The 22,672-nt window shown below is 60.6% G+C and carries 20 protein-coding genes and 1 pseudogene; 12 read left to right on the forward strand and 9 right to left on the reverse strand.

What is annotated here, in order from left to right; all coding sequences use genetic code 11:
- From ACIF4X_RS23995 to ACIF4X_RS24010, 4 genes and pseudogenes are all read right to left on the reverse strand, one after another.
- A pseudogene (locus ACIF4X_RS23995) lies at positions 1–126 on the reverse strand (beta-hydroxydecanoyl-ACP dehydratase); the annotation flags it as partial.
- Between the two features lie 247 nt (positions 127–373).
- A complete protein-coding gene (locus tag ACIF4X_RS24000; RefSeq protein WP_397484012.1) occupies positions 374–2,278 on the reverse strand; it encodes an ATP-binding protein in 1,905 nt (634 codons plus the stop codon).
- Positions 2,275–3,207 carry an ABC transporter substrate-binding protein gene (locus ACIF4X_RS24005; RefSeq protein ID WP_397484013.1) on the reverse strand — a complete coding sequence of 311 codons (933 nt, stop codon included), beginning with the start codon at positions 3,205–3,207 and terminating at the stop codon, positions 2,275–2,277. The genes ACIF4X_RS24000 and ACIF4X_RS24005 overlap by 4 nt, the downstream gene beginning before the upstream one ends.
- Position 3,208: 1 nt before the next feature.
- Positions 3,209–5,332, reverse strand: a complete 2,124-nt coding sequence (locus ACIF4X_RS24010) for a TonB-dependent receptor plug domain-containing protein (protein ID WP_397484014.1) — start codon at positions 5,330–5,332, stop codon at positions 3,209–3,211.
- A gap of 196 nt (positions 5,333–5,528) precedes the next feature.
- On the opposite strand from ACIF4X_RS24010, the gene ACIF4X_RS24015 reads away from it, so the two are divergent.
- From ACIF4X_RS24015 to ACIF4X_RS24055, 9 genes are all read left to right on the forward strand, one after another.
- On the forward strand, positions 5,529–6,554 hold the full coding sequence (locus ACIF4X_RS24015; RefSeq protein ID WP_077574109.1) for an NAD(P)H-dependent glycerol-3-phosphate dehydrogenase: 1,026 nt from the start codon (positions 5,529–5,531) through the stop codon (positions 6,552–6,554).
- 34 nt (positions 6,555–6,588) lie between these two features.
- On the forward strand, positions 6,589–6,936 hold the full coding sequence (locus ACIF4X_RS24020) for a DUF4389 domain-containing protein (RefSeq protein WP_046046475.1): 348 nt from the start codon (positions 6,589–6,591) through the stop codon (positions 6,934–6,936).
- Positions 6,933–7,385, forward strand: coding sequence for a phosphohistidine phosphatase SixA (sixA, locus tag ACIF4X_RS24025; protein ID WP_397484015.1), 453 nt, complete (start codon positions 6,933–6,935; stop codon positions 7,383–7,385). The genes ACIF4X_RS24020 and sixA overlap by 4 nt, the downstream gene beginning before the upstream one ends.
- Positions 7,386–7,588: 203 nt before the next feature.
- The gene (locus tag ACIF4X_RS24030; protein WP_397484016.1) at positions 7,589–9,244 is read left to right on the forward strand and encodes an AMP-binding protein; all 1,656 of its coding nucleotides are present in this window, start codon (positions 7,589–7,591) and stop codon (positions 9,242–9,244) included.
- Between the two features lie 31 nt (positions 9,245–9,275).
- Complete coding sequence (locus ACIF4X_RS24035) at positions 9,276–9,719, forward strand: hotdog fold thioesterase (RefSeq protein WP_064117511.1); 444 nt, start codon at positions 9,276–9,278, stop codon at positions 9,717–9,719.
- Between the two features lie 275 nt (positions 9,720–9,994).
- Positions 9,995–10,801, forward strand: coding sequence for an alpha/beta fold hydrolase (locus tag ACIF4X_RS24040; RefSeq protein ID WP_397484017.1), 807 nt, complete (start codon positions 9,995–9,997; stop codon positions 10,799–10,801).
- Entirely contained in the window at positions 10,798–11,652 is an 855-nt protein-coding gene (locus tag ACIF4X_RS24045) for an alpha/beta hydrolase (RefSeq protein ID WP_397484018.1), read from the forward strand. Before ACIF4X_RS24040 ends, ACIF4X_RS24045 begins: the two co-directional genes overlap by 4 nt.
- Before the next feature lie 115 nt (positions 11,653–11,767).
- Positions 11,768–12,574, forward strand: coding sequence for a DUF4892 domain-containing protein (locus ACIF4X_RS24050; protein ID WP_141129564.1), 807 nt, complete (start codon positions 11,768–11,770; stop codon positions 12,572–12,574).
- A gap of 69 nt (positions 12,575–12,643) precedes the next feature.
- Positions 12,644–13,696, forward strand: a complete 1,053-nt coding sequence (locus tag ACIF4X_RS24055) for an AI-2E family transporter (RefSeq protein WP_397484019.1) — start codon at positions 12,644–12,646, stop codon at positions 13,694–13,696.
- A 489-nt stretch (positions 13,697–14,185) separates the two neighbouring features.
- On the opposite strand, the gene xopAW is transcribed toward ACIF4X_RS24055, so the two are convergent.
- From xopAW to ACIF4X_RS24070, 3 genes are all read right to left on the reverse strand, one after another.
- Positions 14,186–15,040: a XopAW family type III secretion system calcium-binding effector gene (gene xopAW / locus ACIF4X_RS24060; protein WP_397484020.1), complete on the reverse strand. Its 855-nt coding sequence runs from the start codon at positions 15,038–15,040 to the stop codon at positions 14,186–14,188.
- A 235-nt stretch (positions 15,041–15,275) separates the two neighbouring features.
- Positions 15,276–16,325 (reverse strand): ATP-binding protein, encoded by a 1,050-nt coding sequence (locus tag ACIF4X_RS24065; RefSeq protein WP_397484021.1) that lies wholly within the window; start codon positions 16,323–16,325, stop codon positions 15,276–15,278.
- Positions 16,325–17,086: a response regulator gene (locus ACIF4X_RS24070; protein ID WP_397484022.1), complete on the reverse strand. Its 762-nt coding sequence runs from the start codon at positions 17,084–17,086 to the stop codon at positions 16,325–16,327. The genes ACIF4X_RS24065 and ACIF4X_RS24070 overlap by 1 nt, the downstream gene beginning before the upstream one ends.
- 284 nt (positions 17,087–17,370) lie before the next feature.
- Here ACIF4X_RS24070 and pyrF point away from each other — a divergent pair, with 284 nt between their 5' ends.
- On the forward strand, positions 17,371–18,069 hold the full coding sequence (pyrF, locus tag ACIF4X_RS24075) for an orotidine-5'-phosphate decarboxylase (RefSeq protein WP_185036818.1): 699 nt from the start codon (positions 17,371–17,373) through the stop codon (positions 18,067–18,069).
- 126 nt (positions 18,070–18,195) lie between these two features.
- On the opposite strand, the gene ACIF4X_RS24080 is transcribed toward pyrF, so the two are convergent.
- Both ACIF4X_RS24080 and ACIF4X_RS24085 read right to left on the reverse strand, forming a co-directional pair.
- Positions 18,196–19,200, reverse strand: a complete 1,005-nt coding sequence (locus ACIF4X_RS24080) for an NADP-dependent oxidoreductase (protein ID WP_397484023.1) — start codon at positions 19,198–19,200, stop codon at positions 18,196–18,198.
- On the reverse strand, positions 19,197–19,382 hold the full coding sequence (locus tag ACIF4X_RS24085) for a hypothetical protein (RefSeq protein WP_397484024.1): 186 nt from the start codon (positions 19,380–19,382) through the stop codon (positions 19,197–19,199). Before ACIF4X_RS24085 ends, ACIF4X_RS24080 begins: the two co-directional genes overlap by 4 nt.
- A gap of 55 nt (positions 19,383–19,437) precedes the next feature.
- On the opposite strand from ACIF4X_RS24085, the gene ACIF4X_RS24090 reads away from it, so the two are divergent.
- Together ACIF4X_RS24090 and ACIF4X_RS24095 are read left to right on the forward strand one after the other, a co-directional pair.
- Positions 19,438–20,199: an SDR family oxidoreductase gene (locus ACIF4X_RS24090; RefSeq protein WP_397484025.1), complete on the forward strand. Its 762-nt coding sequence runs from the start codon at positions 19,438–19,440 to the stop codon at positions 20,197–20,199.
- Between the two features lie 190 nt (positions 20,200–20,389).
- Positions 20,390–21,790 carry a PLP-dependent aminotransferase family protein gene (locus ACIF4X_RS24095; protein ID WP_397484026.1) on the forward strand — a complete coding sequence of 467 codons (1,401 nt, stop codon included), beginning with the start codon at positions 20,390–20,392 and terminating at the stop codon, positions 21,788–21,790.
- The last annotated feature ends 882 nt before the right edge of the window (positions 21,791–22,672 follow it).

Consider the following 22,672-nt stretch of genomic DNA (forward strand, 5'->3'; position numbering starts at 1 on the left):
GATCAAAGTGATTCGATCAACCATCAGCATGTTCGGGGCGGGCAGTTGCGCGTTACCTGGGCCGACCAGCTCACCGCGACTGCAGCGCAGCAGATCTTCCCGAGTAAAGGCGTTTTGTTTGGTCATGCGAGCTCCTCAATAATCCCATGCGGCAGGTGGGGCAAATCTTCCCGACCGTTCGAAGCGTTCATGCCTCGAACCGGCAGCCTACTCATAGACTATTGCGTTGTGGTGAAAGTCACAGCACCAAGGACATGAATGTACACTTGTGCACTGAAATTTTTATTCAAGCCCCTTTTGAGGCTCGTTCGGGTGCCTAAGACTGCCGCACTTTCGCTTTTCACGCCAGTCGCGAATGGTCGAAAGGCCCACACTACGACACCCAGCGCTGCAGAATCTGCTGCAGATCATTACGTTTGAACGGCTTCGCCAAATAATCGTTCATGCCCGCCGACAGACAGGTTTCGCGGTCACCCTGCAAGGCATTGGCCGTCAGGGCGATGATCGGCACTTCGCTGCGGCCCGGCAGAAGACGGATCTGCCGTGTCGCTTCGTAGCCATCAATGATCGGCAAGCGGCAATCCATGAGAATCACTTCGAAGTCGCTGCCCTCGGCGCTGCGCACGGCTTGTGCGCCATCGATGGCAACACTGACAGTAAAGCCCAGACTGCGCAGCATCGCTTCAATCACGGTCTGGTTCACCGGGTTGTCTTCGACCAGCAGGACATTGCGCCCTTCGCCCTGGCCCTTGCCGTTCAGCGCACGCGGTGCGGCCAATGTCGGCAGCGTCTGTTTATAGAGTGCGAGCGGAATTTCCAGGGTGAACACCGAGCCGCGACCTTCCTCGCTCTGCGCGCGCAAGGTGCCCCCCATGCGTTCGGCCAGCGTACGGGCGATCGGCAGACCGAGGCCGGTGCCGCCGTAGCGTCGAGAAATCGAACTGTCGGCCTGCTGGAAAGCGTTGAACATCAACTCCAGACTTTCAGAAGAAATACCGATGCCGCTGTCGCGCACCGAACAGGTGAACCACAGCAGTTCGTGATCCAGCGACTGCCACTGCGCCTCGATGCTGACCCGACCGTGCTCGGTGAATTTCAGCGCGTTGCCGACCAGGTTGACCAGAATCTGCCGGATCCGCGTCGGATCGCCCTGTACCTGCAAACCGCGCATGTCGTCCGGGATGCGCAGATTCAGCGCCAGCCCTCGCTGTACCGCGCTGTGCTGGAACGACTGCGCGCAGGCGCCGATCAGTTCGGCGAGGTTGAACGGGATGTGCTCCAGTTCCAGCTCGGAACGTTCGATGCGCGAGAAGTCGAGAATATCGTTAATGACTTTCAGCAGGTGTTCGGTGGACTCCGAGGCGAGAGCGGCGTATTCGACCTGCTCCTCGGTCATCTCGGTGGTTTCCAGCAATTGCAGCATGCCCAGCACGCCGTTCATGGGCGTGCGCAGTTCATGGCTCATCATCGCCAGGAAATCGGACTTGGCGTTGTTGGCCTTTTCCGCTTCTTCGCGGGTCTGGATCAGTTGCGCCATGGCTTGATGCTGCTCACGGCTGGCCTGCTCCAGCGCCTGGGCGAGGTTATTGATGTGTTGTGACAGGGCACCGAGTTCGGTGTCATCGACAATGGGCAGTGGCGTTTTGTAGTCGCCGTCTTGAATGGCCTTCACCGCGTCGCCGATATCGCGGATCGGCTGCGACAAGCTGCCGGCCAGACGCCGCGCCAACACAAACGTGAAGAGCAGGGCGAACAGCGCGAGAATTGCGGCCTTGAACAGGATTTCCTGCTGGCGCTGACTGAAGGCATCGTTGGACAGACCGACGATCACCCGGCCCAGATAATCTTCGCTGGCCCCGCCATTGTTGACCTTGCCGTCCTGAAAGAAATCGTTGTGCAGGGCGATGCGCTGCAAGCGTACCGGCGCCTGGAATACTTCGACCTGATGCGGTCGGCTGTGCGCGGCGGCGGGTTGCTCGACGTACACCAGAATCCGGTTGGCGCTGTCCTGCACTTCAAGAAAACGCACATTGGGCGTGGCCAGCGTGGCTTTGAGCAGGCTTTCCAGCACTTCGTTGTTGCCGGAAATCACTCCGTATTGGGTAGCGGGTGCCAGTTGGTTGGCGATCAGTTGGCCGGTGTGGTTCAGTTCCTGACGCAAATCCTGAATGCGCACGAAGGTGAAGAAGCTGATCAACAACAGGGTCAACAACAACGCCGGACCCAGGCTGATCAGTTGGGTGCGGGTATTGATGTCCCAACGGCGACGGAAACTCATGGGCGGTGTTCTCCTTCAGCCAGCGTGCTGGCGACAGACGCTTCATTCAACGGTTCGATACCGAGTGAACGAGCGACCTGCGCATTACTTGAGACCTTGAAACGTGCGGGGTAGAGGGTTCGCGGCCAACTGGCCGGCGGTTGGTCGAGCAATTGATCGAGCATCGCCAGCCAGTCGTTCTGATCGCTGTACGTACTGGCAAGGCTGCCGGCGCGAACGAATGCTACGTTGGGACCGACCAGCGCGACTTGCCGTGAGTAGCTGCTGAGCAGCAGGTTTTTCGCGGTTTTCGGGTTGTACAGGTCGGGGTCGTCGAGGCCCAGCAAGACGTCGCTGTTCTTCAGCACGGTTTGCAAGGGACGGCTGTCGTGGGTGTTGTCCCAGCGCTGGCTGACGACTTGCAGTTTCAGCTGTTCGGCGGCGAGATTCAGTTCCTTGAGAAGGAATTCGCTGTGCTGATCAAACAGCACGCCGATCCGCCGGGCCTGGGGCAAAATGCGCCGAATCAATTGCAGCTGGCGGCCCAGCGGCGGATCACTCCACAGCAAACTCAAATGCGCCGGTTGCGCGCTGCCCAAGCGCTGGCGAGCCTGCAGGCGACTGATGCGCAGTACCAGTGTTGCCGGCCCTTGCGGTTCTTGCAGACGCCAGTCGAGACTCGGCAGGTCGAGCAGAATCAGGCGCAGGCTGGCGGGCAGTTTGCCCGGTGCCGGCAGACTGGCCAGCGGCTGGAAACGCACATTGTCGGTCGGGCGCAATTCGCTGAGTGCCTGCACGAACGCTTGCACGCCAGGACTCTCCTCGGCGCCGGTCAACAGAATATCGGCCGCCTGCACCGCCACGCCGTGCAGCCATGCGGTCAGAAACAGGCAGACCCCGGCCAGCCAGTGGCCAAGGGTTGGCAGCTTCCGTGACGGCCCGTAGCGCATCCTAGAACTCCAGCTCGGCACTGAAGTACATCACTCGGCGCTCGTCGTAATTGTTGTCGACGAAGGTGGTTGGCTCATGATCGAGGCGCTGTTGCAGCACGCCGGCCAGTTGCAGTTGCGCTTTGCCCATTGGAATGCGTTTGGCGATGCGCGTGTCGACGCGTTCGAAACGGTAGCCGTTGAGCGCGTTGTCGCCGTAATAGAAGAGGGCGCTGTTCCAGCCATGGCCCCAGTCGCGGAGCCAGCCGGCCGAACCGCTGTTGCGCGAAGTGAACTGCTGATCCAGTGGGTTACTCGCCTCGGCATCGACGAAGGCGTACGTAAAACGCAAGCGGTCGGCCAGGCTCACGCGCCAGTCGAGCTGTGCTTCAGTACCGCGAAACCGTGAGCTGTTGGCGTTGCTCGCGATGTATTGGTTGTTGCGCAGCGGCTCACTGATCATTCCGGTGATCTCGTCGTAGAACAGCTTCACATCCAGGGCCAGGCCCAGTTCGGCGAAATAGCCGTTGTAGCCCAGCTCCCGCGAGCGCATGTGTTCCTGATCGAGATCGCCCGGGCCACGCGTCTTGACAAAGTAGCGCGCCGAAGACTGGCCGTAGGCCGAGGGTCGCAGGTTGCTGACCTGATAGCTCCAGTTCACATTGTTCTCGAACATGTCCGGCGAGCGGATCGCCTCCGAGTACACCGCGCGCAAGCCGTGACGCGGGTTGATCAGGTAATTGACGGCAAATCGCGGGGTCAGCGAACTGCCGATCAATTGCGTGTCTTCGAACATCGCACCGCCCTGCAACAGCCAGTGTTCCGTGGCACGCCATTCCAGTTGGCCGAACGCGCGCCACGTGGTGTCGTCCAGCGTGCCATTGAAGTAGGTCTCGGAGTCGGCGCGGTCGTAACGATAGTTCATGCCGCTGACCAGGCGCAGGCTGTCGGACAGGCTGAGGGTGTCTTGCAATTCGAGGTCGTAACGCGATTCGCGGGCGCTCTGGTCGATGTCGCCGCACAGGGTTCGACTCGCACCGTTGCGCCACTGATCGAGCACCTGATTGGCCAGAGCCATTTCCTGCGGGGTGCCGGGCTCAGCGCCGGGGCCGGTGAACCGGGTGATGTTGCGCGCCAGACGTTCGGTGTAATTCGGGTTGAGTTGCCACAACTGCGTCAGTTCAGGGCTGAACGACACTTCGGCATCGCAGGCGCGCCAGGTTTGCTGTCGATCCCAGTGTTGCGCCGAGCCTTGTATATAAAGGCTGTGTTCGGGGTTGATGTCGAGGTTCCAGCGCACCGAGCCGGCATAGTCCTTGGCGACCACGTCGGAATTGTTCCCGGCGGCAGTAATCCCGGAGAACACCGGACGGTACGTGTACGGCCGTTGGTTGGTGCCGTCCTTTGCGTTGACCTGCCAGTCGAGGCTCTGGTTATCGCTGAGGGTGTGGCTGACCGCAAGACTGAAACGGTTCAAGCGGCGGCTGTCACGGTAGTCGGCGCCGGTGCGATCGCTGTCGAAGCCGTCGTCCTCCTGGCCGGACAACGACAGGCGCAGATCACCGCCATTCCAGCCGGTGCCCTGGCTGGCATAAAAATCATTGATGCCGCGTTGGCCACGGGTGTACTTCAACCGCGTGCCGTGGCTGTCCGCCGGGTTCCGAGTGATGATATTGACCACTGCCATCAGCGCGTTGGCGCCGTAACTGACGGTGTTCGGGCCGCGAAAAACCTCGATGCGCTCGATGTCTTCCACGGCCACCGGAATATCGCTCCAGTCCACCGTGGACAAACCGGCGCGATACACCGAGCGGCCGTCGATCAGCACCTGCATGCGCCGTGCTTCGCTGGCGTTGGTGCCGTGGTAGTTGACCGCCGCCTGATTGCCGCTGATGTTGCCGACCATCATTCCCGGCACCAGCCGCAGCAGTTCGCTGATGTCGCGTGCGCCGCTGGCGTTGATCAATTCGCTGTCGATGACGGTCATGCTCCCCGGCACTTCTGCCGGCGTCTGTTTCAGGCGCGTGGCGGTCAGCACCTGCGGCAGTGCTTCGTTGTCCAGGAACAGGTCGTCCGCCAGCACTAGCGGGCTGAACAGCAGCGCCAGTAAGACAGACGAACGCGGGGACGCAGAGCCAAAAGACACGACACAACCTTGATAGCGAAGAATTGGCGCGCATGTTAACCGAGGACAGCGACTTTTCCAGTCACGTTGCAGGCATTTTCCTAGGTTTTATTGGTCTTCTTCCTACAAGTGTCGGTAATTGTTGCGGGGGCTGGCCGGGACCGGGTCGCCCCGTATAATGCCGGCATCGCCACTGGTATGGATTAACGGATTGCATATGACTGAACAGCGCCCGATTGCGGTCCTGGGAGGCGGAAGTTTTGGTACCGCCGTGGCCAATCTATTGGCCGAGAACGGCCATCAAGTCCGGCAGTGGATGCGTGACCCCGAGCAGGCCGAGGCCATCCGGGTCAATCGCGAAAACCCGCGTTACCTCAAAGGCATCAAGATTCTGCCGGGGGTGACCGCCGTCACCGACCTGCAGGAAACCCTCGACGCCTGCGATTTGTGTTTTGTCGCGCTGCCTTCCAGCGCGCTGCGCACGGTACTCGCCGCCCACGCCGAGCGGTTGAGCGGCAAGATGCTGGTCAGCCTGACCAAGGGCATCGAAGCCCAGACGTTCAAACTGATGAGCCAGATCCTCGAAGAGATCGCCCCGAACGCGCGTATCGGCGTGTTGTCCGGGCCGAACCTGGCGCGGGAAATTGCCGAGCACGCACTGACCGCCACTGTGGTCGCCAGTGAAGACGAAGAATTGTGCAAGGCCGTGCAGGCTGCGCTGCACGGTCGCACTTTCCGCGTTTACGCCAGCGCTGACCGTTTCGGTGTCGAGTTGGGCGGGGCGTTGAAAAACGTCTACGCGATCATCGCCGGCATGGCGGTGGCGCTGGAGATGGGCGAGAACACCAAGAGCATGCTGATTACTCGCGCACTGGCGGAGATGACTCGCTTTGCCGTGAATCAAGGCGCCAACCCGATGACCTTCCTCGGTCTGGCTGGTGTTGGCGATCTGATCGTCACTTGCTCGTCGCCGAAGAGCCGCAACTATCAGGTCGGTTTCGCGTTGGGTCAGGGCTTGAGCCTCGACGAAGCAGTGTCGCGCCTCGGTGAAGTCGCTGAAGGCGTCAACACGCTGAAAGTGCTCAAGGCCAAATCCCAGGAAGTCGGCGTGTACATGCCGCTGGTCGCCGGGCTGCACGCGATCCTGTTCGAGGGACGCACGCTGGAGCAGGTGATCGGTCTATTAATGCGGGCCGAGCCGAAAACCGACGTCGATTTTATTTCCACCAGCGGTTTCAACTGAATCCAGCTTTTATCTACGGACAGGGGAGCAAGCCATGAACGATCCGAAAACCGAAGCCAAGTACGAATCCATCCTCCTGCGGGTGTTGTGGATGATCGTTTACGTGCTGGTCTGGCAAGTGGCGCAGTTCATCCTCGGCGCGGTGGTGCTGGTGCAACTGATCTATCGTTTGATCTATGGCGCGCCGAGCGCCAGCCTGATGAACTTCGGCGACAGCCTGAGCCAGTTTTTGGCGCAGATCGGCCGTTTCGGCAGTTTTCACAGCGACCAGAAACCGTGGCCGTTCGCCGACTGGCCAACGCCGCGTACTCCGGAAGGTGAAGCGCCGCACGCCGTCGCCCCCGCACCGCATCCGGCTCGAGATGAGGAACCCAAGCTATGAAACTCTGGGTATTGCGTCACGGTGAGGCCGTGCCTTATGGCTCGTGCCCGGACTCCGAAAGGGAACTGACCGATCACGGTCGCAAAGAAGCCTTGAGCAGCGCCGCGCATTTGATCGGCCAGCCGCTGACGGCGATTTACGCCAGCCCTTATATGCGCGCGCAACAGACTGCGCAGATTGTTCGTGAAGCGCTGGGATTCGAGCCGGAAATCCGCACGGTGGAGTGGCTGACGCCGGAAGTTGATCCGGACAAAGTCACTGATCAACTGGTGTCGGTGAGCAATGTGCTGCTGGTCAGTCACAATCCGTTGGTGGGCAATTTGCTCAGCTATCTGCAGCATGGCGCCGGGTATCCGCCGGAGAAGGTCAGCACCGCTGGGCTGGCTGAGCTGGAAAGCCCTGAGTTGTTGATCGGCTCGATGACCCTCAACAGCCTCAAACATCCGTAACGCTGATCCCTTGTGGGAGCGAGCTTGCTCGCGAAAGCGGCGTGTCATTCACTCTTTATGTGTCTGACACACTGCATTCGCGAGCAAGCTCGCTCCCACATTGGTTTCTGCCAACCCATGAAATTATTTGTTTGAATTTTCCAACCAAGCACTTGCTTGGTTGACTACGCTTGCTCCAGACCCAAAAAACAGGAGCGAGTCGCATGTCTGCCGCCTTCCGTTTGCCGCTGGACGTGTTTTACGAACGTGAAGCCCGGCACCCACGCCAGCGCTTCCTCGTGCAGCCCAGCGGCGGCGGTCAGATCGAAACGCTGAGCTGGGCTGACGTCGGCCATCAGGCTCGCTGCGCTGCGCACTGGTTGCGCGCCCGCGAGTTGCCGCAAGGCAGCCACATCGCCCTGATCTCGAAAAACTGCGCGCACTGGATCATCGCCGACCTGGCGATCTGGATGGCCGGGCACGTGTCCGTTCCGTTGTATCCCAACCTCACCGCCGACTCCGTTGCGCAAGTGCTCAATCACTCGGAAAGCGTCCTGGCCTTCATCGGCAAACTCGACGACTGGCCGGGCATGGCCAAAGGCGTGCCGGCCGATTTGCCGACCATCAGCCTGCCACTGCACCCGCCCGGGGATTTCGATTTCAGCTGGGCGGACTTGCAGCGCAGCTCACCGATTCAGGACGATCCGCGCCCGGGCGCCGAGCAACTGGCGACGATCATCTATACCTCCGGCACCACCGGCCTGCCCAAAGGCGTGATGCACAGTTTTGCCAATTTGGGTTTTGCCACAACGCGCGGCACACAATTGTTCGGGCTTAACGAGAACGATCGATTGCTCTCGTACTTGCCGCTGTGCCATGTCGCCGAACGCATGTTCGTGGAACTGGCGTCGATCTACACCGGGCAGACGGTGTTTTTCGCCGAAAGTCTCGAGACCTTTATCACTGACTTGCAGCGCGCGCGACCCACCGCGATGTTCGGCGTGCCGCGCATCTGGACCAAATTCCAGATGGGCGTGTACAGCAAGATCCCGGCGAAGCGTCTGGAATTTCTTCTCGGCCTGCCATTCATTGGCAAACGAGTCGGGCACAAAGTGCTGGCGGGGCTGGGGCTGGACGCCTTGCGCGTGGCGTTGTCCGGTGCCGCGCCGGTGCCGCAGACATTGCTCGCCTGGTATCAGAAACTTGGCCTTGATGTTTTGGAGGTCTACGGCATGACCGAGGGCTGCGGCTACTCACACATCTGCCTGCCGGGGCAATACAAACAAGGCTGGATCGGCAAACCGTGCCCGGATGTCGAGGTACGCATCGATGAGTCCGGCGAAGTCCAGGTGCGCAGTCAGGCGAATATGCTCGGCTACTTCAAGGAACCGCAGAAAACCGCCGAGACCCTGACCGAGGACGGCTTTCTGCGCACCGGCGACAAGGGTGAACAAGATGCCGAAGGGCGCCTGCGTCTGACCGGCCGACTGAAGGAAATCTTCAAGACCAGCAAGGGCAAATACGTCGCCCCGGCCCCGATCGAAAATCGTCTGGCGGTGCATTCGCGCATTGAACAGGTGTGCGTGGTGGGAGACGGTTTAAGCGCGCCGTTGGGGTTGTGTGTGCTGTCGAGCGTCAATCAGGAGGAGGGTCGGGCGAGTCTGCATTCGAGCCTGGAAAAACTGCTGGAAGAGGTCAACGCCGTACTCGACAAACATGAGCGCCTGCGTCGACTGGTGGTGGTCAAGGACAGCTGGGCGGTGGAAAACGGTTTTCTCACGCCGACCCTGAAGATCAAGCGCAACGTTATCGAAGACACTTATGGCGCGCGCTTCGAAGAATGGAGCGAGCGCAACGAGGCGGTGCTGTGGCAGGATTGAGCGACCACTAAAACAACAAAGGAAGTCTGCGATGAGCCTGTGGCGAACCACTCCGAACATCGAGCAGTTGAACGCAATCCAGAAGAACACCATCGGCGAAGTGCTCGACATCCGCTTCGAAGCGTTCGACGAAGCATCGCTGACCGCGAGCATGGTCATCGACCATCGCACTCATCAGCCCTACGGCTTACTGCATGGCGGCGCATCGGTGGTACTGGCGGAAACCGTTGGTTCGATGGCCAGTTATTTGTGCATCGATGCCAGCAAGTTTTATTGCGTCGGCCTTGAGATCAACGCCAACCATTTGCGCGGCTTGCGCAGTGGTCGGGTGACGGCGGTGGCCAAGCCGATTCACATTGGCCGCACCACTCATGTATGGGATATCCGTTTGACCAGCGACGAAGGCAAGGCCAGTTGTGTGTCGCGGCTGACCATGGCGGTGGTGCCGCTGGGTGAGCAGCCACCCTCACCCTAACCCTCTCCCAGAGGGAGAGGGGACTGACCGGGCTGGATGTTCGAGTTGCGCCGACCTGAGTTATCGAGCCGAGTTCAGGTTTTGAAACTCATGCAAATCTGCTCCCTTCCCCCTCGCCCCCTTGGGGGAGAGGGCTGGGGTGAGGGGGTAGCGATCCGACTGACTCACCATAGCCCTGACCGGACTGTCATCATTCCTGGCAGTTACGGTCATTGCTGTAGGGCGCGGTCTTGCGGACAATCAACGCCACGTTTCCCGCTCATGGATTTTCCGGTATGTCGCAACCGATCTTTTTCGCCCACGCCAACGGGTTCCCCTCGGGCACCTATGGCAAGTTGTTCGCGGCGCTGGCGCCTGAGTACCGGGTTGCGCATCTGGAGCAGCACGCCCATGACCCGCGTTTCCCGGCGGACGACAACTGGTACAACCTTGTCGACGAGTTGATCCACCATTTGCAGCAGCAGGATCAGCCAGTCTGGGGTGTCGGCCATTCTTTCGGTGGCGTCTTGCACTTGCACGCAGCGCTGCGTTGCCCGGAGCTGTATCGCGGCGTGGTGATGCTTGATTCGCCCGTGCTGACCCGCACCGATCAGTGGGTAATCCGTGCGGCCAAGCGCTTTGGATTCATCGACAGACTGACCCCGGCCGGGCGGACGCTGGGGCGCCGTGAAGAGTTTGCCGACCTCGACAGTGCGCGCAGCTATTTCGCCGGCAAGACCTTGTTTCGTGGTTTCGACCCGGAGTGTTTCGACGCGTACCTGCAACACGGGTTGCATCAGGTCGGCGACAAACTGCGCCTGCGTTTCGACCCAGCCACCGAGATCAGCATCTATCGCGGCGTGCCGCACACCAGCCCTGGTCGTACTCGCCAATTACAAGTGCCGCTGGCAGTGGTGCGCGGGCACAAGAGCCGCGTGGTCATGCGCCATCACACCCGCTTCGTTTCGCATCTGGCGCAAGGTGAGGCACTGAGCATGCCCGGTGGCCACATGTTTCCGCTCGAACGGCCGCAGGACACTGCACGTCTGCTGAAGACGCTGTTCACTCGCTGGGAAAACCGTCAGGACAGGGATTGCGCATGAGTCCGACCTTCGAAGAAGTGCGCCTGAGCCTGCCGCATATCGAACTGGCCGCGCATTTGTTCGGGCCCGAGGACGGTGTGCCGGTGATCGCGCTGCATGGCTGGCTCGACAACGCCAACAGCTTCGCGCGGTTGGCGCCGAAGCTCAAAGGCTTGCGCATTATTGCTTTGGACATGGCCGGGCACGGGCACTCAGGCCACCGGCCGAATGGCGCCGGCTATGCACTGTGGGACTACGCCCATGATGTGCTGCAGGTTGCCGAGCAACTGGGCTGGAAACGTTTCGGCCTGCTCGGGCATTCGATGGGCGCCATTGTCTCGATGGTGTTGGCGGGTTCGTTACCGGAACGCATCAGCCATCTGGCGCTGATTGACGGCGTGATTCCTCCTACAGACAAAGGCGAAAACGCCGCCGAACGTATGGGCATGGCCCTGCAAGCGCAACTGGATCTGCGCGACAAACGCAAACCGGTCTACAACACCCTCGACCGCGCTATCGAAGCGCGCATGAAAGGTCTGGTCGCAGTCAGCCGTGAGGCGGCTGAACTGTTGGCTCAGCGCGGATTGATGCCGGTGCCGGGCGGTTACACCTGGCGCACCGACAATCGCCTGACCTTGCCATCGCCACTGCGCCTGACCCAGGAACAGGCGATGGCTTTCGCGCTTCGAGTCAGTTGCCCGGCGCATCTGGTGGTCGCGGCTGACGGCATGCTGGCCAAACATCCGGAGCTGCTGGAGCGACTACCCTTTAGCCTGGAACAGTTGGCGGGCGGGCACCATTTGCACTTGAATGATGAGGTCGGGGCCGACCTTGTCGCAGACTGTTTCAATCGGTTCTTCGCCATTCCTTGACTTGCTGCGGGCAACTGTCGAGGCTGGTCGGGTTGAAATGGGAGACAACCACGATGGATTTCTACACCGCAGCGACCTCGAATCATCCAGCATTGCCGATCCGATGAGCCTGACTATACGGTCACTCAGTCTGTTGGCACTGTGCTGTTTCAGTACCGTTTCGTTCGCTGCCGATGTGCCGGGCAGTCAGGATCTGCAGATCGTGCCGCGTCTGGCCGATGCACAGATCGTCGACTATCGCCCTCCGGTTGAACTGGAGCGGATCTATCCGCTGGGCTCGATCCGCAAGATCAGCGGGCAACTGCGCTTCGACGGTCAGGTCACCGCCCGTGGCCAGACCACGTCGGTGACCTACGAATTGCCGCCCGAACACTCCGCCACCGAAGCCTTCACCGCCGCCCGCGAGGCCCTGCAAAAGCAGGACGCCGAATTGCTGTTCTGGTGTCAGGCACGTGATTGCGGGGAAAGCAGCCTGTGGGCGAACGAGGTGTTTGGTAATTCCAAGCTGTATGGTGCCGACGAGCAGCAGGCCTATCTGCTGCTGAGGCTGGCCGCGCCGCGCGACAACACGCTGGTGGCGCTTTACAGCATCACCCGCGGCAATCGCAAAGCCTATCTGCATGTCGAACAGTTCGAGGCAGTGGCACCGCTGGGTGAGTTGCTGCCAACTTCTGCGACCTTGTTGCGCCAGCTCAAAAGCACCGGTGAGCTGGACTTTCCTGACCGCGTGAATGAGCCGGATGACACTTGGCTGCGGCTGATTTCCCGTGGTCTCAATCTCGACACGACATTGCGGGTGACGGTGTCCGGGCCCAAGGCCGAAGCCTGGCGACAGGCGTTGATCAATCAGGGGGTGCGGGCGGCACGCATGGAAACCGGCAGTGTCGAAGGCTCTGGCCTGCGCATTGATCTGTTGCGTTAAGCTGTTTCAGGCGAGCACGCCTGGCGTGTTCGCCTACTCTTTGCCTGACTGACTTTTTCGAGACCCTACATGCTCAATAACGATCGCCTGCTGGTGCAGATCCTGCTGCTGGTGTTGTTTGGGGCCAGCCTCTGGGTGATGGCGCCGTTCTGGTCGGCGCTGTTCTGGGGTGCGGTGCTGGCGTTTGCCAGTTGGCCGCTGATGCGTCTGCTGACCCGTTGGCTCAATGGCCGTGAATCGCTGGCCGCGGCGATTCTGACGCTGGGCTGGATGTTGCTCGTGGCCGCGCCGCTGGTCTGGTTGGGGTTCAACGTGGGGGATCATGTGCGTGATGCCACGGCGTTCATCAAGGATGTGCAGGTCGACGGTCTGCCGGAGGCACCGGTGTGGCTGGGGACTGTGCCGTTTGTGGGCGAGCGTCTGGTCGGGCTGTGGAACAGCATCGATCAGCAGGGCGCCGCATTGATGGTGTCGATCAAGCCTTATCTGGGGCAGGTCGGTAACTGGCTGCTGGCGCGCAGTGCGCAGATTGGCGGCGGGATTCTCGAGCTGACGTTGAGCATTGTCTTTGTGTTCTTTTTCTATCGTGACGGGCCACGGCTGGCGGCGTTTGTGCACAGTTTGCTGGAGCGCTTGATCGGTGATCGCGCGGGTTATTACATCGAGCTGGTCGCCGGGACTGTGCAGCGGGTGGTCAACGGGGTGATCGGGACGGCAGCGGCGCAGGCGGTTCTGGCGTTGATCGGTTTTTTGATTGCCGGGGTGCCGGGGGCGTTGGTGCTCGGGATTGTCACCTTCCTGTTGAGTCTGATTCCGATGGGGCCGCCCTTGGTGTGGGTGCCGGCGACGGCCTGGCTGGCGTGGAAGGGTGAGTATGGGATGGCGGTGTTTCTCGGGATCTGGGGGACGTTCATCATCAGTGGCGTGGACAACGTGCTCAAGCCGTATCTGATCAGTCGCGGGGGGAATTTGCCGTTGGTGATTGTGTTGCTTGGGGTGTTTGGCGGGTTGATTGCGTTTGGGTTTATCGGGTTGTTTATCGGGCCTACGTTGTTGGCGGTGGCTTATAGTTTGTTGACGGATTGGAGCAAGAGTCAGTCTCGGGTTGAGGAGCGGCGCTAGCGGGTTTGGGTTTTGGGTTTGGGTGTATATCCATTGCTGCGGTAACGGCGGCTTAGGGTTCCGCCCTTACGGCGGGTCACTTTTTCCAAACGCCCGGAATGCCGGCCCAGAAAAAAGTAACCAAAAAGGCTTGCTCCTGCGTGCGGCCCGCTCGCTGGGGCTCGGGGTTCCTTCGCTGCGGGATCGACCCGGGCGCAGCGTCTCCGGTTTGCTTCGCTGCACCTCCTCTCGCTGTGTTTGGCTGCGCCAAACGGTCGCTGCGCTCCCACGCCCGGATCAATCCCGGAACGAAGCCTTCCGACGTCGCTGGTGGATCAAGATCAAAAGCTGCAGCCGAGCTAACGCTCATCCTGTTGAGTGGTGAAGAGCACGGGGTGTTCGGCGTTTGATTTGCGTTCAACGCGGTATCGCACGTCGGCGTACCTCTCCCAAACACCTCGGTCAGTCCCCTCTCCCTCTGGGAGAGGGTTAGGGTGAGGGGGCGTCGACTCAAGTCGCCACATTCAAATACTTGCCCACCGGCGCTGCGCTATCGAGCGAGTACTGCTTGCTCAAATTGGCAATCATGCGATTCAGCGCTTCTGTCGTGCTTTGGGGCGATGCCGTCTGTTCTTCGTCCGGTCGTTCACGTCCGGCCTGTAAAGCCGCTTTCAGTTCATCACTGCTCACGCCGCCACTGCTGTCGCTGTCGAGTACTTTGAGCAATGCGGCGCTGGTGTCGGTGCTGGTCGTTGCGGTGCTGTTGCTGCTGGTTTGCAGTGCGCTGCTGAGTTCTGTCGCGGTCACGCTGCCATCGCCATCCGCATCGAGCTGGCTGAACAGTTCGTCGCTGTTGATTTGCGGTGGTGGAGGCGGTGGCGGGTTCAGGCTGGCGGTGAGTTCGTCCTGGCTGACGGTGCCGTCCTTGTTCTTGTCGAGGGCGGAGAAGAGTTCGTTGCTGTTGGCTGTGCTGCCGGCGCTGGTCAGGCCGCTGCTCAGTTCGTCGCTGTTGATGGCGCCGTCGCCATCGGTGTCGAGGGCGCTGATCAAGGCATCGGCGAGGTCAGTGTCCGGTGCTTGATCGTGCGGTGGAGGGGGTGGCGCCATGGCGGTCATTTCTTCGGCGCTGAGGCTGCCGCTGTCGTCGCTGTCCAGGTCGCCGAACTGTTTGCTCAGGTTGACCAGCAGGCCGTCGTCGGAATTCTGCGACAGGGTGCTTTTCAGTTCGTCCTGATCCACTGCGCCGTCGCCGTTGCTGTCGAGTCTGGCAAACAGTTCTTTTTGCAGTTGCTGGCTGCGCGCGTTTTGCGTGGAGGTGCTGCTGGTGCTGGTATAGCTCGTGTAGTTGCTGACGCTACCGATCATCGGACTCACTCCCTGGAATGGAAAACCGGTGGCTGTACCGGCTTATGCAGCGTCAGGGCGCAAGGTGTCGTGGGTATGTGGGGTTTGTACCGGTGGGTACACACGATGGAATGAACGCCGCTGAACCTCTGTGGGAGCGAGCTTGCTCGCGAAGACGCCGGTACATTCAACTTCGATGTTGAATCAGCCGATGCCTTCGCGAGCAAGCTCGCTCCCACAGTGGATTGTGTATTTCTCAGGGGCGGGGGAGGCGAATGATGGCCGTGAGGCCGCCGCCCGGGGTTTCTTGCAGATTGAGTTGCCCACCCAGGCGCTGTGCGGCCTCGCGGGCAATGGTCATCCCGAGGCCAACGCCACCGGAGTTGCGATTGCGCGAGCCTTCCAGTCGATAGAACGGCTCAAACACCGCTTCACGCTTGTCCTCGGCAATTCCCGGGCCGTGGTCGATCAGGTGGATCAGCAACTGCTCGCGCTGATCCTGCATCTCGATGCGGACCTGGCCGGCATAACGCAGGGCATTGTCCATGAGATTGTTGATGCACGAACGCAGGGCCATCGGTTGCACCGGCAAGGGTGCGCAGTGTCCGCTGACCTCGACGTCGGCGCCTTGGTCCTGAGCGTTTTCGCACAGCGATTCCACCAGCGCCTGCACGTCCATCAACTGCAACGCTTCGCTGGTGCGCTGTTCATGCAGATAGGTGAGGGTGGCGTCGAGCATGCCGATCATGTCGTCCAGATCCTGACGCATCTGGCCTTGCAGCTTTTCATCGCTGATGTTTTCCAGGCGCAGCTTCAGGCGTGACAACGGTGTGCGCAGGTCATGGGACACCGCACCCAGCATTCGCGCGCGCTGTTGAACCTGTTCGCGAATGCGCCGTTGCATCAGATTAAAGGTGTGTGCCGCTTGCCGTGCTTCCCGTGGGCCGGACTCGTCGAGCGGCGGGCTGTCGAGGTCTTCGCTGAGGCGTTCGGCGGCGTCGCTCAGGCGCTGGATCGGGCGACTGAGCAGCTTGGCGCCGTACCACGCCGCGATCATCAGTGTGATGAACTGAAACGTCAGCGGCACCAACGGGCCACCGAACCATGGGCGCGGTGGGCGTGGCGCAAAACGCGGATCCAGTGGCGGGCGTTGGCCATCGACGCCCGCGGAAAATTCCGGCGGCGGTGGCGGCGGAGGCGGGCCGTAATGGTGAAACCAGGCAAAAGCCAACAGGTGCGCCAGGACAATCGCCACGAACAGCACGCCAAACAGGCGCCCGAACAGCGTGTCGAAGCGCGCCCGCATCAGCCGATGTCCCGCGCGTCAAACAGGTAACCCTCACCGCGCACGGTTTTGATCAACTGCGGGGCTTTCGGGTCGTCGCCGAGTTTCTGCCGCAGGCGCGACACCAGCAGATCGATACTGCGGTCGAACGCTTCGATCGAACGACCGCGCGCGGCGTCGAGCAGTTGTTCCCGGCTGAGCACTCGGCGCGGGCGCTCGATGAAAACCCAAAGCAAACGGAATTCGGCGTTGGACAACGGCACCACCAGTCCATCGTCGGCGATCAACTGGCGCAGGACGCTGTTCAGGCGCCAGTTGTCGAAACGAATGTTGGCGCGTTGTTCGGTACGGTCATCACGCACCCGACGCAGAATGGTCTGGATACGGGCGACCAACTCGCGCGGTTCGAACGGTTTGGCCATGTAGTCATCGGCGCCCAGTTCCAGGCCGATGATGCGATCGGTCGGTTCGCAGCGTGCGGTGAGCATCAGGATCGGAATGTCCGATTCGCTGCGCAGCCAGCGGCACAGCGACAAACCGTCTTCGCCAGGCAGCATCAGGTCGAGCACCACCACGTCGAAATGCTCGGCCAGCAGCGCCTGGCGCATGGCCGCACCGTCGGTGACGCCGCTGGCGTTGATATTGAAGCGCGCGAGGTAATCGATCATCAGCTCGCGAATCGGCACGTCATCATCGACGATCAGCGCGCGAATGCTCCAGCGCTTGTCGTCTTTAGGCTCATCGGTCGCGGTCATTTGGGTGTTGTGCATGAGGCTGTTCATCTGCCAGTAGGCCGCCAACCACAAAAGATGGGCTGCGAGGTGGTGGGTTCAGCATAGGCGTCCAGCCGCGAGGCGGGAAGTGCTGATGTAAGGACGTGTTGCGGCTGGCGAGGCTAGCGCGGGTGCTTGTTGCTGGCGTGTCGGTTGTGTAACGGAGTCGACACAATAGCAGCGAGCGCTATGCTGATCACGGTTGGTGCGACGATTTACCGATCATCGGGTGCCGCGCCGCTGCCGGTTCCGCTACAATGCGCGCCGATTTCGACCTGCCTGAGAGCCCATTCATGTCCGCCTGCCAGACTCCTATCATCGTCGCCCTGGATTTCCCTACCCGTGACGCCGCACTGAAGCTGGCCGACCAGTTGGACCCGAAGCTGTGCCGGGTCAAAGTGGGCAAGGAACTGTTCACCAGTTGCGCCGCCGAAATTGTCGGCACCCTGCGTGACAAGGGTTTTGAAGTATTCCTCGACCTGAAATTCCACGACATTCCCAACACCACCGCGATGGCCGTCAAAGCCGCTGCCGAGATGGGTGTGTGGATGGTCAACGTGCATTGCTCCGGCGGCCTGCGCATGATGGCCGCCTGCCGTGAAGAGCTGGACAAGCGCAGCGGCCCGCAACCGCTGCTGATCGGCGTGACCGTGCTGACCAGCATGGAGCGTGAAGATCTGGCCGGTATCGGTCTGGATATCGAACCGCAGGAACAAGTGCTGCGTCTGGCTGCACTGGCCGAGAAGGCCGGCATGGACGGTCTGGTGTGCTCGGCGCTGGAAGCCACGGCACTGAAAACTGCACATCCGTCGCTGCAACTGGTGACCCCGGGCATTCGTCCGGCCGGCAGTGCGCAGGACGACCAGCGCCGTATTTTGACCCCGCGTCAGGCGCTGGATGCCGGGTCCGATTATCTGGTGATTGGCCGTCCGATCAGCCAGGCGGCGGATCCGGCCAAGGCGTTGGCGTCGGTTGTAGCCGAAATCGCCTAAGCCACACTGAAGATCCAAATGTGGGAGCGAGCTTGCTCGCGAATGCGGTGAGTCAGTCGATGCAGATGTTGACTGACACTCCCTTTTCGCGAGCAAGCTCGCTCCCACATTGGTTTTGTGGTGGCCTTAAACCTTCAACACCAACTTGCCGAAGTTCTCGCCGCTGAACAATTTCATCAGCGTCTCCGGGAACGTCTCCAGGCCTTCGACGATATCTTCCTTGCTCTTGAGCTGCCCCTTGGCCATCCAGCCGGCCATTTCCTGCGCAGCGCTGGCGTATTGCGCGGCATAGTCCATCACCACAAAACCTTCCATTCGCGCACGATTGACCAGCAGCGACAGATAGTTGGCCGGGCCTTTGACCGCTTCCTTGTTGTTGTACTGACTGATCGCGCCGCAGATCACCACGCGCGCTTTCATGTTAAGCCGACTCAACACTGCATCGAGGATGTCACCGCCAACGTTGTCGAAATAAACGTCGACGCCTTTCGGGCATTCGCGTTTAAGCCCGGCTACAACGTCTTCGGACTTGTAGTCGATGGCACCGTCAAAGCCCAGTTCGTCGATGAGGAATTTGCACTTGTCGGCGCCACCGGCGATGCCGATCACACGACAACCTTTGATCTTGGCGATCTGCCCGGCAATGCTGCCCACCGCCCCTGCTGCGCCCGACAACACCACGGTGTCGCCAGCCTTCGGTGCGCCGACATCCAGCAGGGCGAAGTAGGCAGTCATGCCGGTCATGCCCAGTGCCGACAAATACACCGGCAGCGGCGCCAGTTTCGGATCGACTTTGTAGAAACCTCTTGGCTCACCGAGGAAATAATCCTGCACGCCAATGGCGCCGTTGACGTAGTCCCCGACGGTAAAGCCCGGATTATTCGAAGCAACGACTTTGCCTACACCCAACGCGCGCATGACTTCGCCGATACCGACCGGCGGGATGTAGGACTTGCCTTCGTTCATCCAGCCACGCATGGCCGGGTCAAGGGACAGGTATTCGTTCTTGACCAGAATCTGCCCCGCCGCCGGTTCACCCACCGGGACTTCCTGATAGGTGAAGGTCTCGCGGGTTGCCGCGCCTACCGGGCGTTTGGCGAGCAGGAACTGGCGATTGGTCTGGTTGGTCATGACAGGCACTCGAACGGAATGAAGCTTTGTTGATAGACCTTCACCGGCGATGACGCAAGGTTGGCCGCCGCGGCGAATGCACGCCGATCCAATGCAGTGATGATCACCCGACGGGTTTTATCACTGCAGCGCATGGGCACATAAACAGCCATTGGATAGTGCTGACGTTCGGCAGACCGCAATGGCTATGCTGCTGTTCTACAAATCCCCTGCATCTATCCCTTCGAGGACATAACAATGAGCATGACGTTTTCCGGTCAGGTTGCCGTAGTCACCGGCGCGGCCAACGGCATCGGCCGTGCGACCGCGCTGGCGTTCGCTGCCGAAGGCCTGAAAGTGGTGGTCGCCGACCTGGACGCGGCGGGGGGCGAGGGCACCGTCGCGCTGATTCGTACCGCTGGCGGCGAAGCGACCTTCGTGCGTTGCAACGTGACCGTCGAAAGCGAAGTGAAGAATCTGATGGACGAGGTGACCAATACTTATGGCCGTCTGGACTACGCCTTCAATAATGCCGGTATCGAAATCGAAAAAGGCAAACTCGCCGAAGGCTCGATGGATGAGTTCGACGCAATCATGGGCGTCAACGTCAAAGGCGTCTGGCTGTGCATGAAATATCAACTGCCATTGTTGCTGGCGCAGGGTGGCGGCGCGATCGTCAATACCGCTTCGGTGGCGGGACTGGGTGCGGCGCCGAAGATGAGCATCTACGCAGCGTCGAAGCACGCGGTGATTGGCTTGACCAAATCGGCAGCCATTGAGTACGCGAAGAAGAAAATCCGCGTCAACGCGGTGTGTCCGGCGGTGATCGATACCGACATGTTCCGCCGCGCTTATGAGGCTGATCCGAAGAAGGGCGAATTCGCCAACGCCATGCACCCGGTCGGTCGCATCGGCAAGGTCGAGGAAATTGCCAGCGCCGTGTTGTACCTGTGCAGCGACGGTGCCGCTTTCACCACGGGCCACTCTCTGGCAGTGGATGGCGGCGTCACCGCATTTTGAGCAAAGCACAATCAAAACAGCCCGCATTCGTTGCGGGCTTTTTTGTGGATCACGGTCAGTTCCGTGAAGTCCCTTAAACAATGTGTATCAAACGGTTAGAACGGTCGCTTTTGGCGGCGTTGTCGCACAGCCTGTCCGGCGCGGCTGTGATTTACTGCCGCCAGCAAAACGGACAGGAGTTTGCTTGCTCATGGAATTGAGAATTGATCGACAGGCAATGGTGCCGGTCGTGCAGCAGATTGTTGACGGACTGACGGAGTGGATCCTGCAAAACGGCGTACCGCCGGCCACTCGTTTGCCCTCCGTGAGGCAAATCGCCCGGGGTAATCTGCTCAGCCAGTCGTGTGTGGTCGAGGCCTGTGAGCGGCTGGTATCGCAGGGCGTTCTAAGCACCTGCCAAGGCACCGGGTTCATTGTCGCCGCCTCGCCGTCGACACTGGGCGCAGAGGATGAACTGGCGCTATTCGGGGGGCGGCATGCCTGGTGCGAGGCCGTGTGCGAGACGGCAGGTGGCTTGAAGCTGGGTGCAGGTGGTCTGCCGCAAAGCTGGCGTGAGCCTGACGACCTCAGCTATGCGCTGCGCGAGGTGGCGCGCACCGATATGGCCAGTCTGTTCAACTACAGCACCCCCTTTGGGCTCCCAGCGTTGCGCGAGCAGATCGTCAAGCGCCTGAAGCTGCTCAATATCGAGGCCCGCAGTGAGCAGCTGTTGAGTACCAGCGGTGCCAGTCATGCGCTGGATCTGATCGTGCGTACCTTGTTCAAGGCTGGGGACTGCGTGGTGGTCGAAACGCCCGGTTACGCGCCGCTGTTTGATCTGCTGCGTCTGCATGGCGTGCACATGCTCGAGGTGCGTCGTACCCCGAACGGGCCGGATATCGAAGCGCTGGAGGCTGTGCTGCAACAGTTTCGCCCCGGCGCATTGTTCATCAACAGCCATCATCACAACCCTACCGGCACTTGCCTGTCGCCGAGCGTTGCGCAGCGCATCCTGCAACTGAGCAAGACTTACGATTTGCGCGTGATTGAAGACGACGTCTATGCGGACTTGCATACGGACAACGGCACACGACTGGCGGCGCAGGACCATGAGGGGCGCGTCATTTACGTGGGCAGCTTTTCCAAGACGCTGAGCAGTTCGTTGCGGGTCGGGTTCGTCTTCGCCGACAGCGAAATCGTCAGGCGGCTGGCGCAGGTCAAGATGATCAGTGGTTTGGGGGTGTCGAGGTTTTCCGAAGCGGTGCTGGCGAGTCTGATGGTCAGTGGCGCTTACCGCAAACTGGTGCAGCGTCAGCGTCAACGTTTGAATGCCGATCGCGCCGCCGCGCTGCAGGCGCTGGAGGACGCCGATTGGGAGGTGTTCGGCAAACCTGCGGGTGGGCTTTTCATTTGGGCGCGCTCGCGCATGACCGATCAGGTTCGAGTGCGTCGTCACGCTCAACACTGCGGCGTGCTGCTGTCAGCGCCTGACGCGTTCAGTCCCAGTGGTGAGTCGGGCGACTGGCTGCGCATCAACGTTGCCTATGCATGCGATCCACGCGCTCGGCAGTTTTTCCGCCACACCGGTTCGGATCGACCTCAAGTGTTCTGAAAACGACGCGGGCGTAGCTTTTTGCCATTATTCCGACGCCAGAGACTTGTGTCGGTGGATGGCCGTTGCGACTCTTCGCTCTACTGACAATGGCAGGGGACTACGCGCAATGATTTCGGCCATGCAAGGACGTTTTGCCAACCTCGGTATGGCGAAAAAACTGGGTATCGGGTTTGTGCTGGTTTTGCTCCTGACTGCGCTGGTGGCGGCCATTGGCGTCTGGTCCTTGCAAACCATCAGTCAGCGTTTCGACGGGCTGAAACAGATGTCCTCGCTTAACAGTGGCCTGCTCAAGGTGCGCCTGCTCGAACAGGAATATGCGTTGCGAGGCAATCCGAAAACGGCCGATGCGCTGCGTAAGGGCGTCGACGAACTGCTTGCTCTGGCTGATCAGCTCAAGGCGCAGGCGGCGGCGAATGTGCCGGTCATGAATGATGTGCAACAGTCGCTGGGAGCCTATCGAAAGGCGTTCGATGAATTTGTGTCGTTGACTCAGGCCAAGGACCTGGCACTGGAAATGGCCAGTTGGTCGGTGTCCAGTGTGGCCAACAACCTCGACGTGTTACAGGCCGGGCTTGCCGACGACGGTGCATATACCTTGAAGGACACCGGGGGTAAGGACGGGGCGCAATTCATCGAGCAGGCCAGTCAGGTCAGTCAGGTCTCCCGGCTGATGCTGCAAGCGATGAACGAAGCGCGGATTCGTCTGGATCAAAGCCGCAAGGGTGACGCCGACAGTGCCGGCAAGGGCAATATCGAACAGGCCGCCCAGGCCCAGGCCCAGGCCGAAGAACTGAAGACCACGGTCAAGGACGAAGGCTATCTGACCGTGCTCAATGAAGTGTCCGGGCATATCGCCGGTTTCAACGACAAACTGGCCGA

It is taken from the genome of Pseudomonas sp. NPDC085632, assembly GCF_044541255.1.
Taxonomy (GTDB): domain Bacteria; phylum Pseudomonadota; class Gammaproteobacteria; order Pseudomonadales; family Pseudomonadaceae; genus Aquipseudomonas.

Excerpts from the sequence above, each read along its gene's own strand:
- ACIF4X_RS24000 (WP_397484012.1), bottom strand. The coding sequence starts at position 2,278 with ATGAGTTTCCGTCGCCGTTGGGACATCAATACCCGCACCCAACTGATC.
- ACIF4X_RS24005 (WP_397484013.1), bottom strand. The coding sequence starts at position 3,207 with ATGCGCTACGGGCCGTCACGGAAGCTGCCAACCCTTGGCCACTGGCTG.
- ACIF4X_RS24015 (WP_077574109.1), top strand. The coding sequence starts at position 5,529 with ATGACTGAACAGCGCCCGATTGCGGTCCTGGGAGGCGGAAGTTTTGGT.
- ACIF4X_RS24020 (WP_046046475.1), top strand. The coding sequence starts at position 6,589 with ATGAACGATCCGAAAACCGAAGCCAAGTACGAATCCATCCTCCTGCGG.
- sixA (WP_397484015.1), top strand. The coding sequence starts at position 6,933 with ATGAAACTCTGGGTATTGCGTCACGGTGAGGCCGTGCCTTATGGCTCG.
- ACIF4X_RS24030 (WP_397484016.1), top strand. The coding sequence starts at position 7,589 with ATGTCTGCCGCCTTCCGTTTGCCGCTGGACGTGTTTTACGAACGTGAA.
- ACIF4X_RS24035 (WP_064117511.1), top strand. The coding sequence starts at position 9,276 with ATGAGCCTGTGGCGAACCACTCCGAACATCGAGCAGTTGAACGCAATC.
- ACIF4X_RS24040 (WP_397484017.1), top strand. The coding sequence starts at position 9,995 with ATGTCGCAACCGATCTTTTTCGCCCACGCCAACGGGTTCCCCTCGGGC.
- ACIF4X_RS24045 (WP_397484018.1), top strand. The coding sequence starts at position 10,798 with ATGAGTCCGACCTTCGAAGAAGTGCGCCTGAGCCTGCCGCATATCGAA.
- ACIF4X_RS24055 (WP_397484019.1), top strand. The coding sequence starts at position 12,644 with ATGCTCAATAACGATCGCCTGCTGGTGCAGATCCTGCTGCTGGTGTTG.
- xopAW (WP_397484020.1), bottom strand. The coding sequence starts at position 15,040 with ATGATCGGTAGCGTCAGCAACTACACGAGCTATACCAGCACCAGCAGC.
- ACIF4X_RS24065 (WP_397484021.1), bottom strand. The coding sequence starts at position 16,325 with ATGCGGGCGCGCTTCGACACGCTGTTCGGGCGCCTGTTTGGCGTGCTG.
- ACIF4X_RS24070 (WP_397484022.1), bottom strand. The coding sequence starts at position 17,086 with ATGAACAGCCTCATGCACAACACCCAAATGACCGCGACCGATGAGCCT.
- pyrF (WP_185036818.1), top strand. The coding sequence starts at position 17,371 with ATGTCCGCCTGCCAGACTCCTATCATCGTCGCCCTGGATTTCCCTACC.
- ACIF4X_RS24080 (WP_397484023.1), bottom strand. The coding sequence starts at position 19,200 with ATGACCAACCAGACCAATCGCCAGTTCCTGCTCGCCAAACGCCCGGTA.
- ACIF4X_RS24090 (WP_397484025.1), top strand. The coding sequence starts at position 19,438 with ATGAGCATGACGTTTTCCGGTCAGGTTGCCGTAGTCACCGGCGCGGCC.
- ACIF4X_RS24095 (WP_397484026.1), top strand. The coding sequence starts at position 20,390 with ATGGAATTGAGAATTGATCGACAGGCAATGGTGCCGGTCGTGCAGCAG.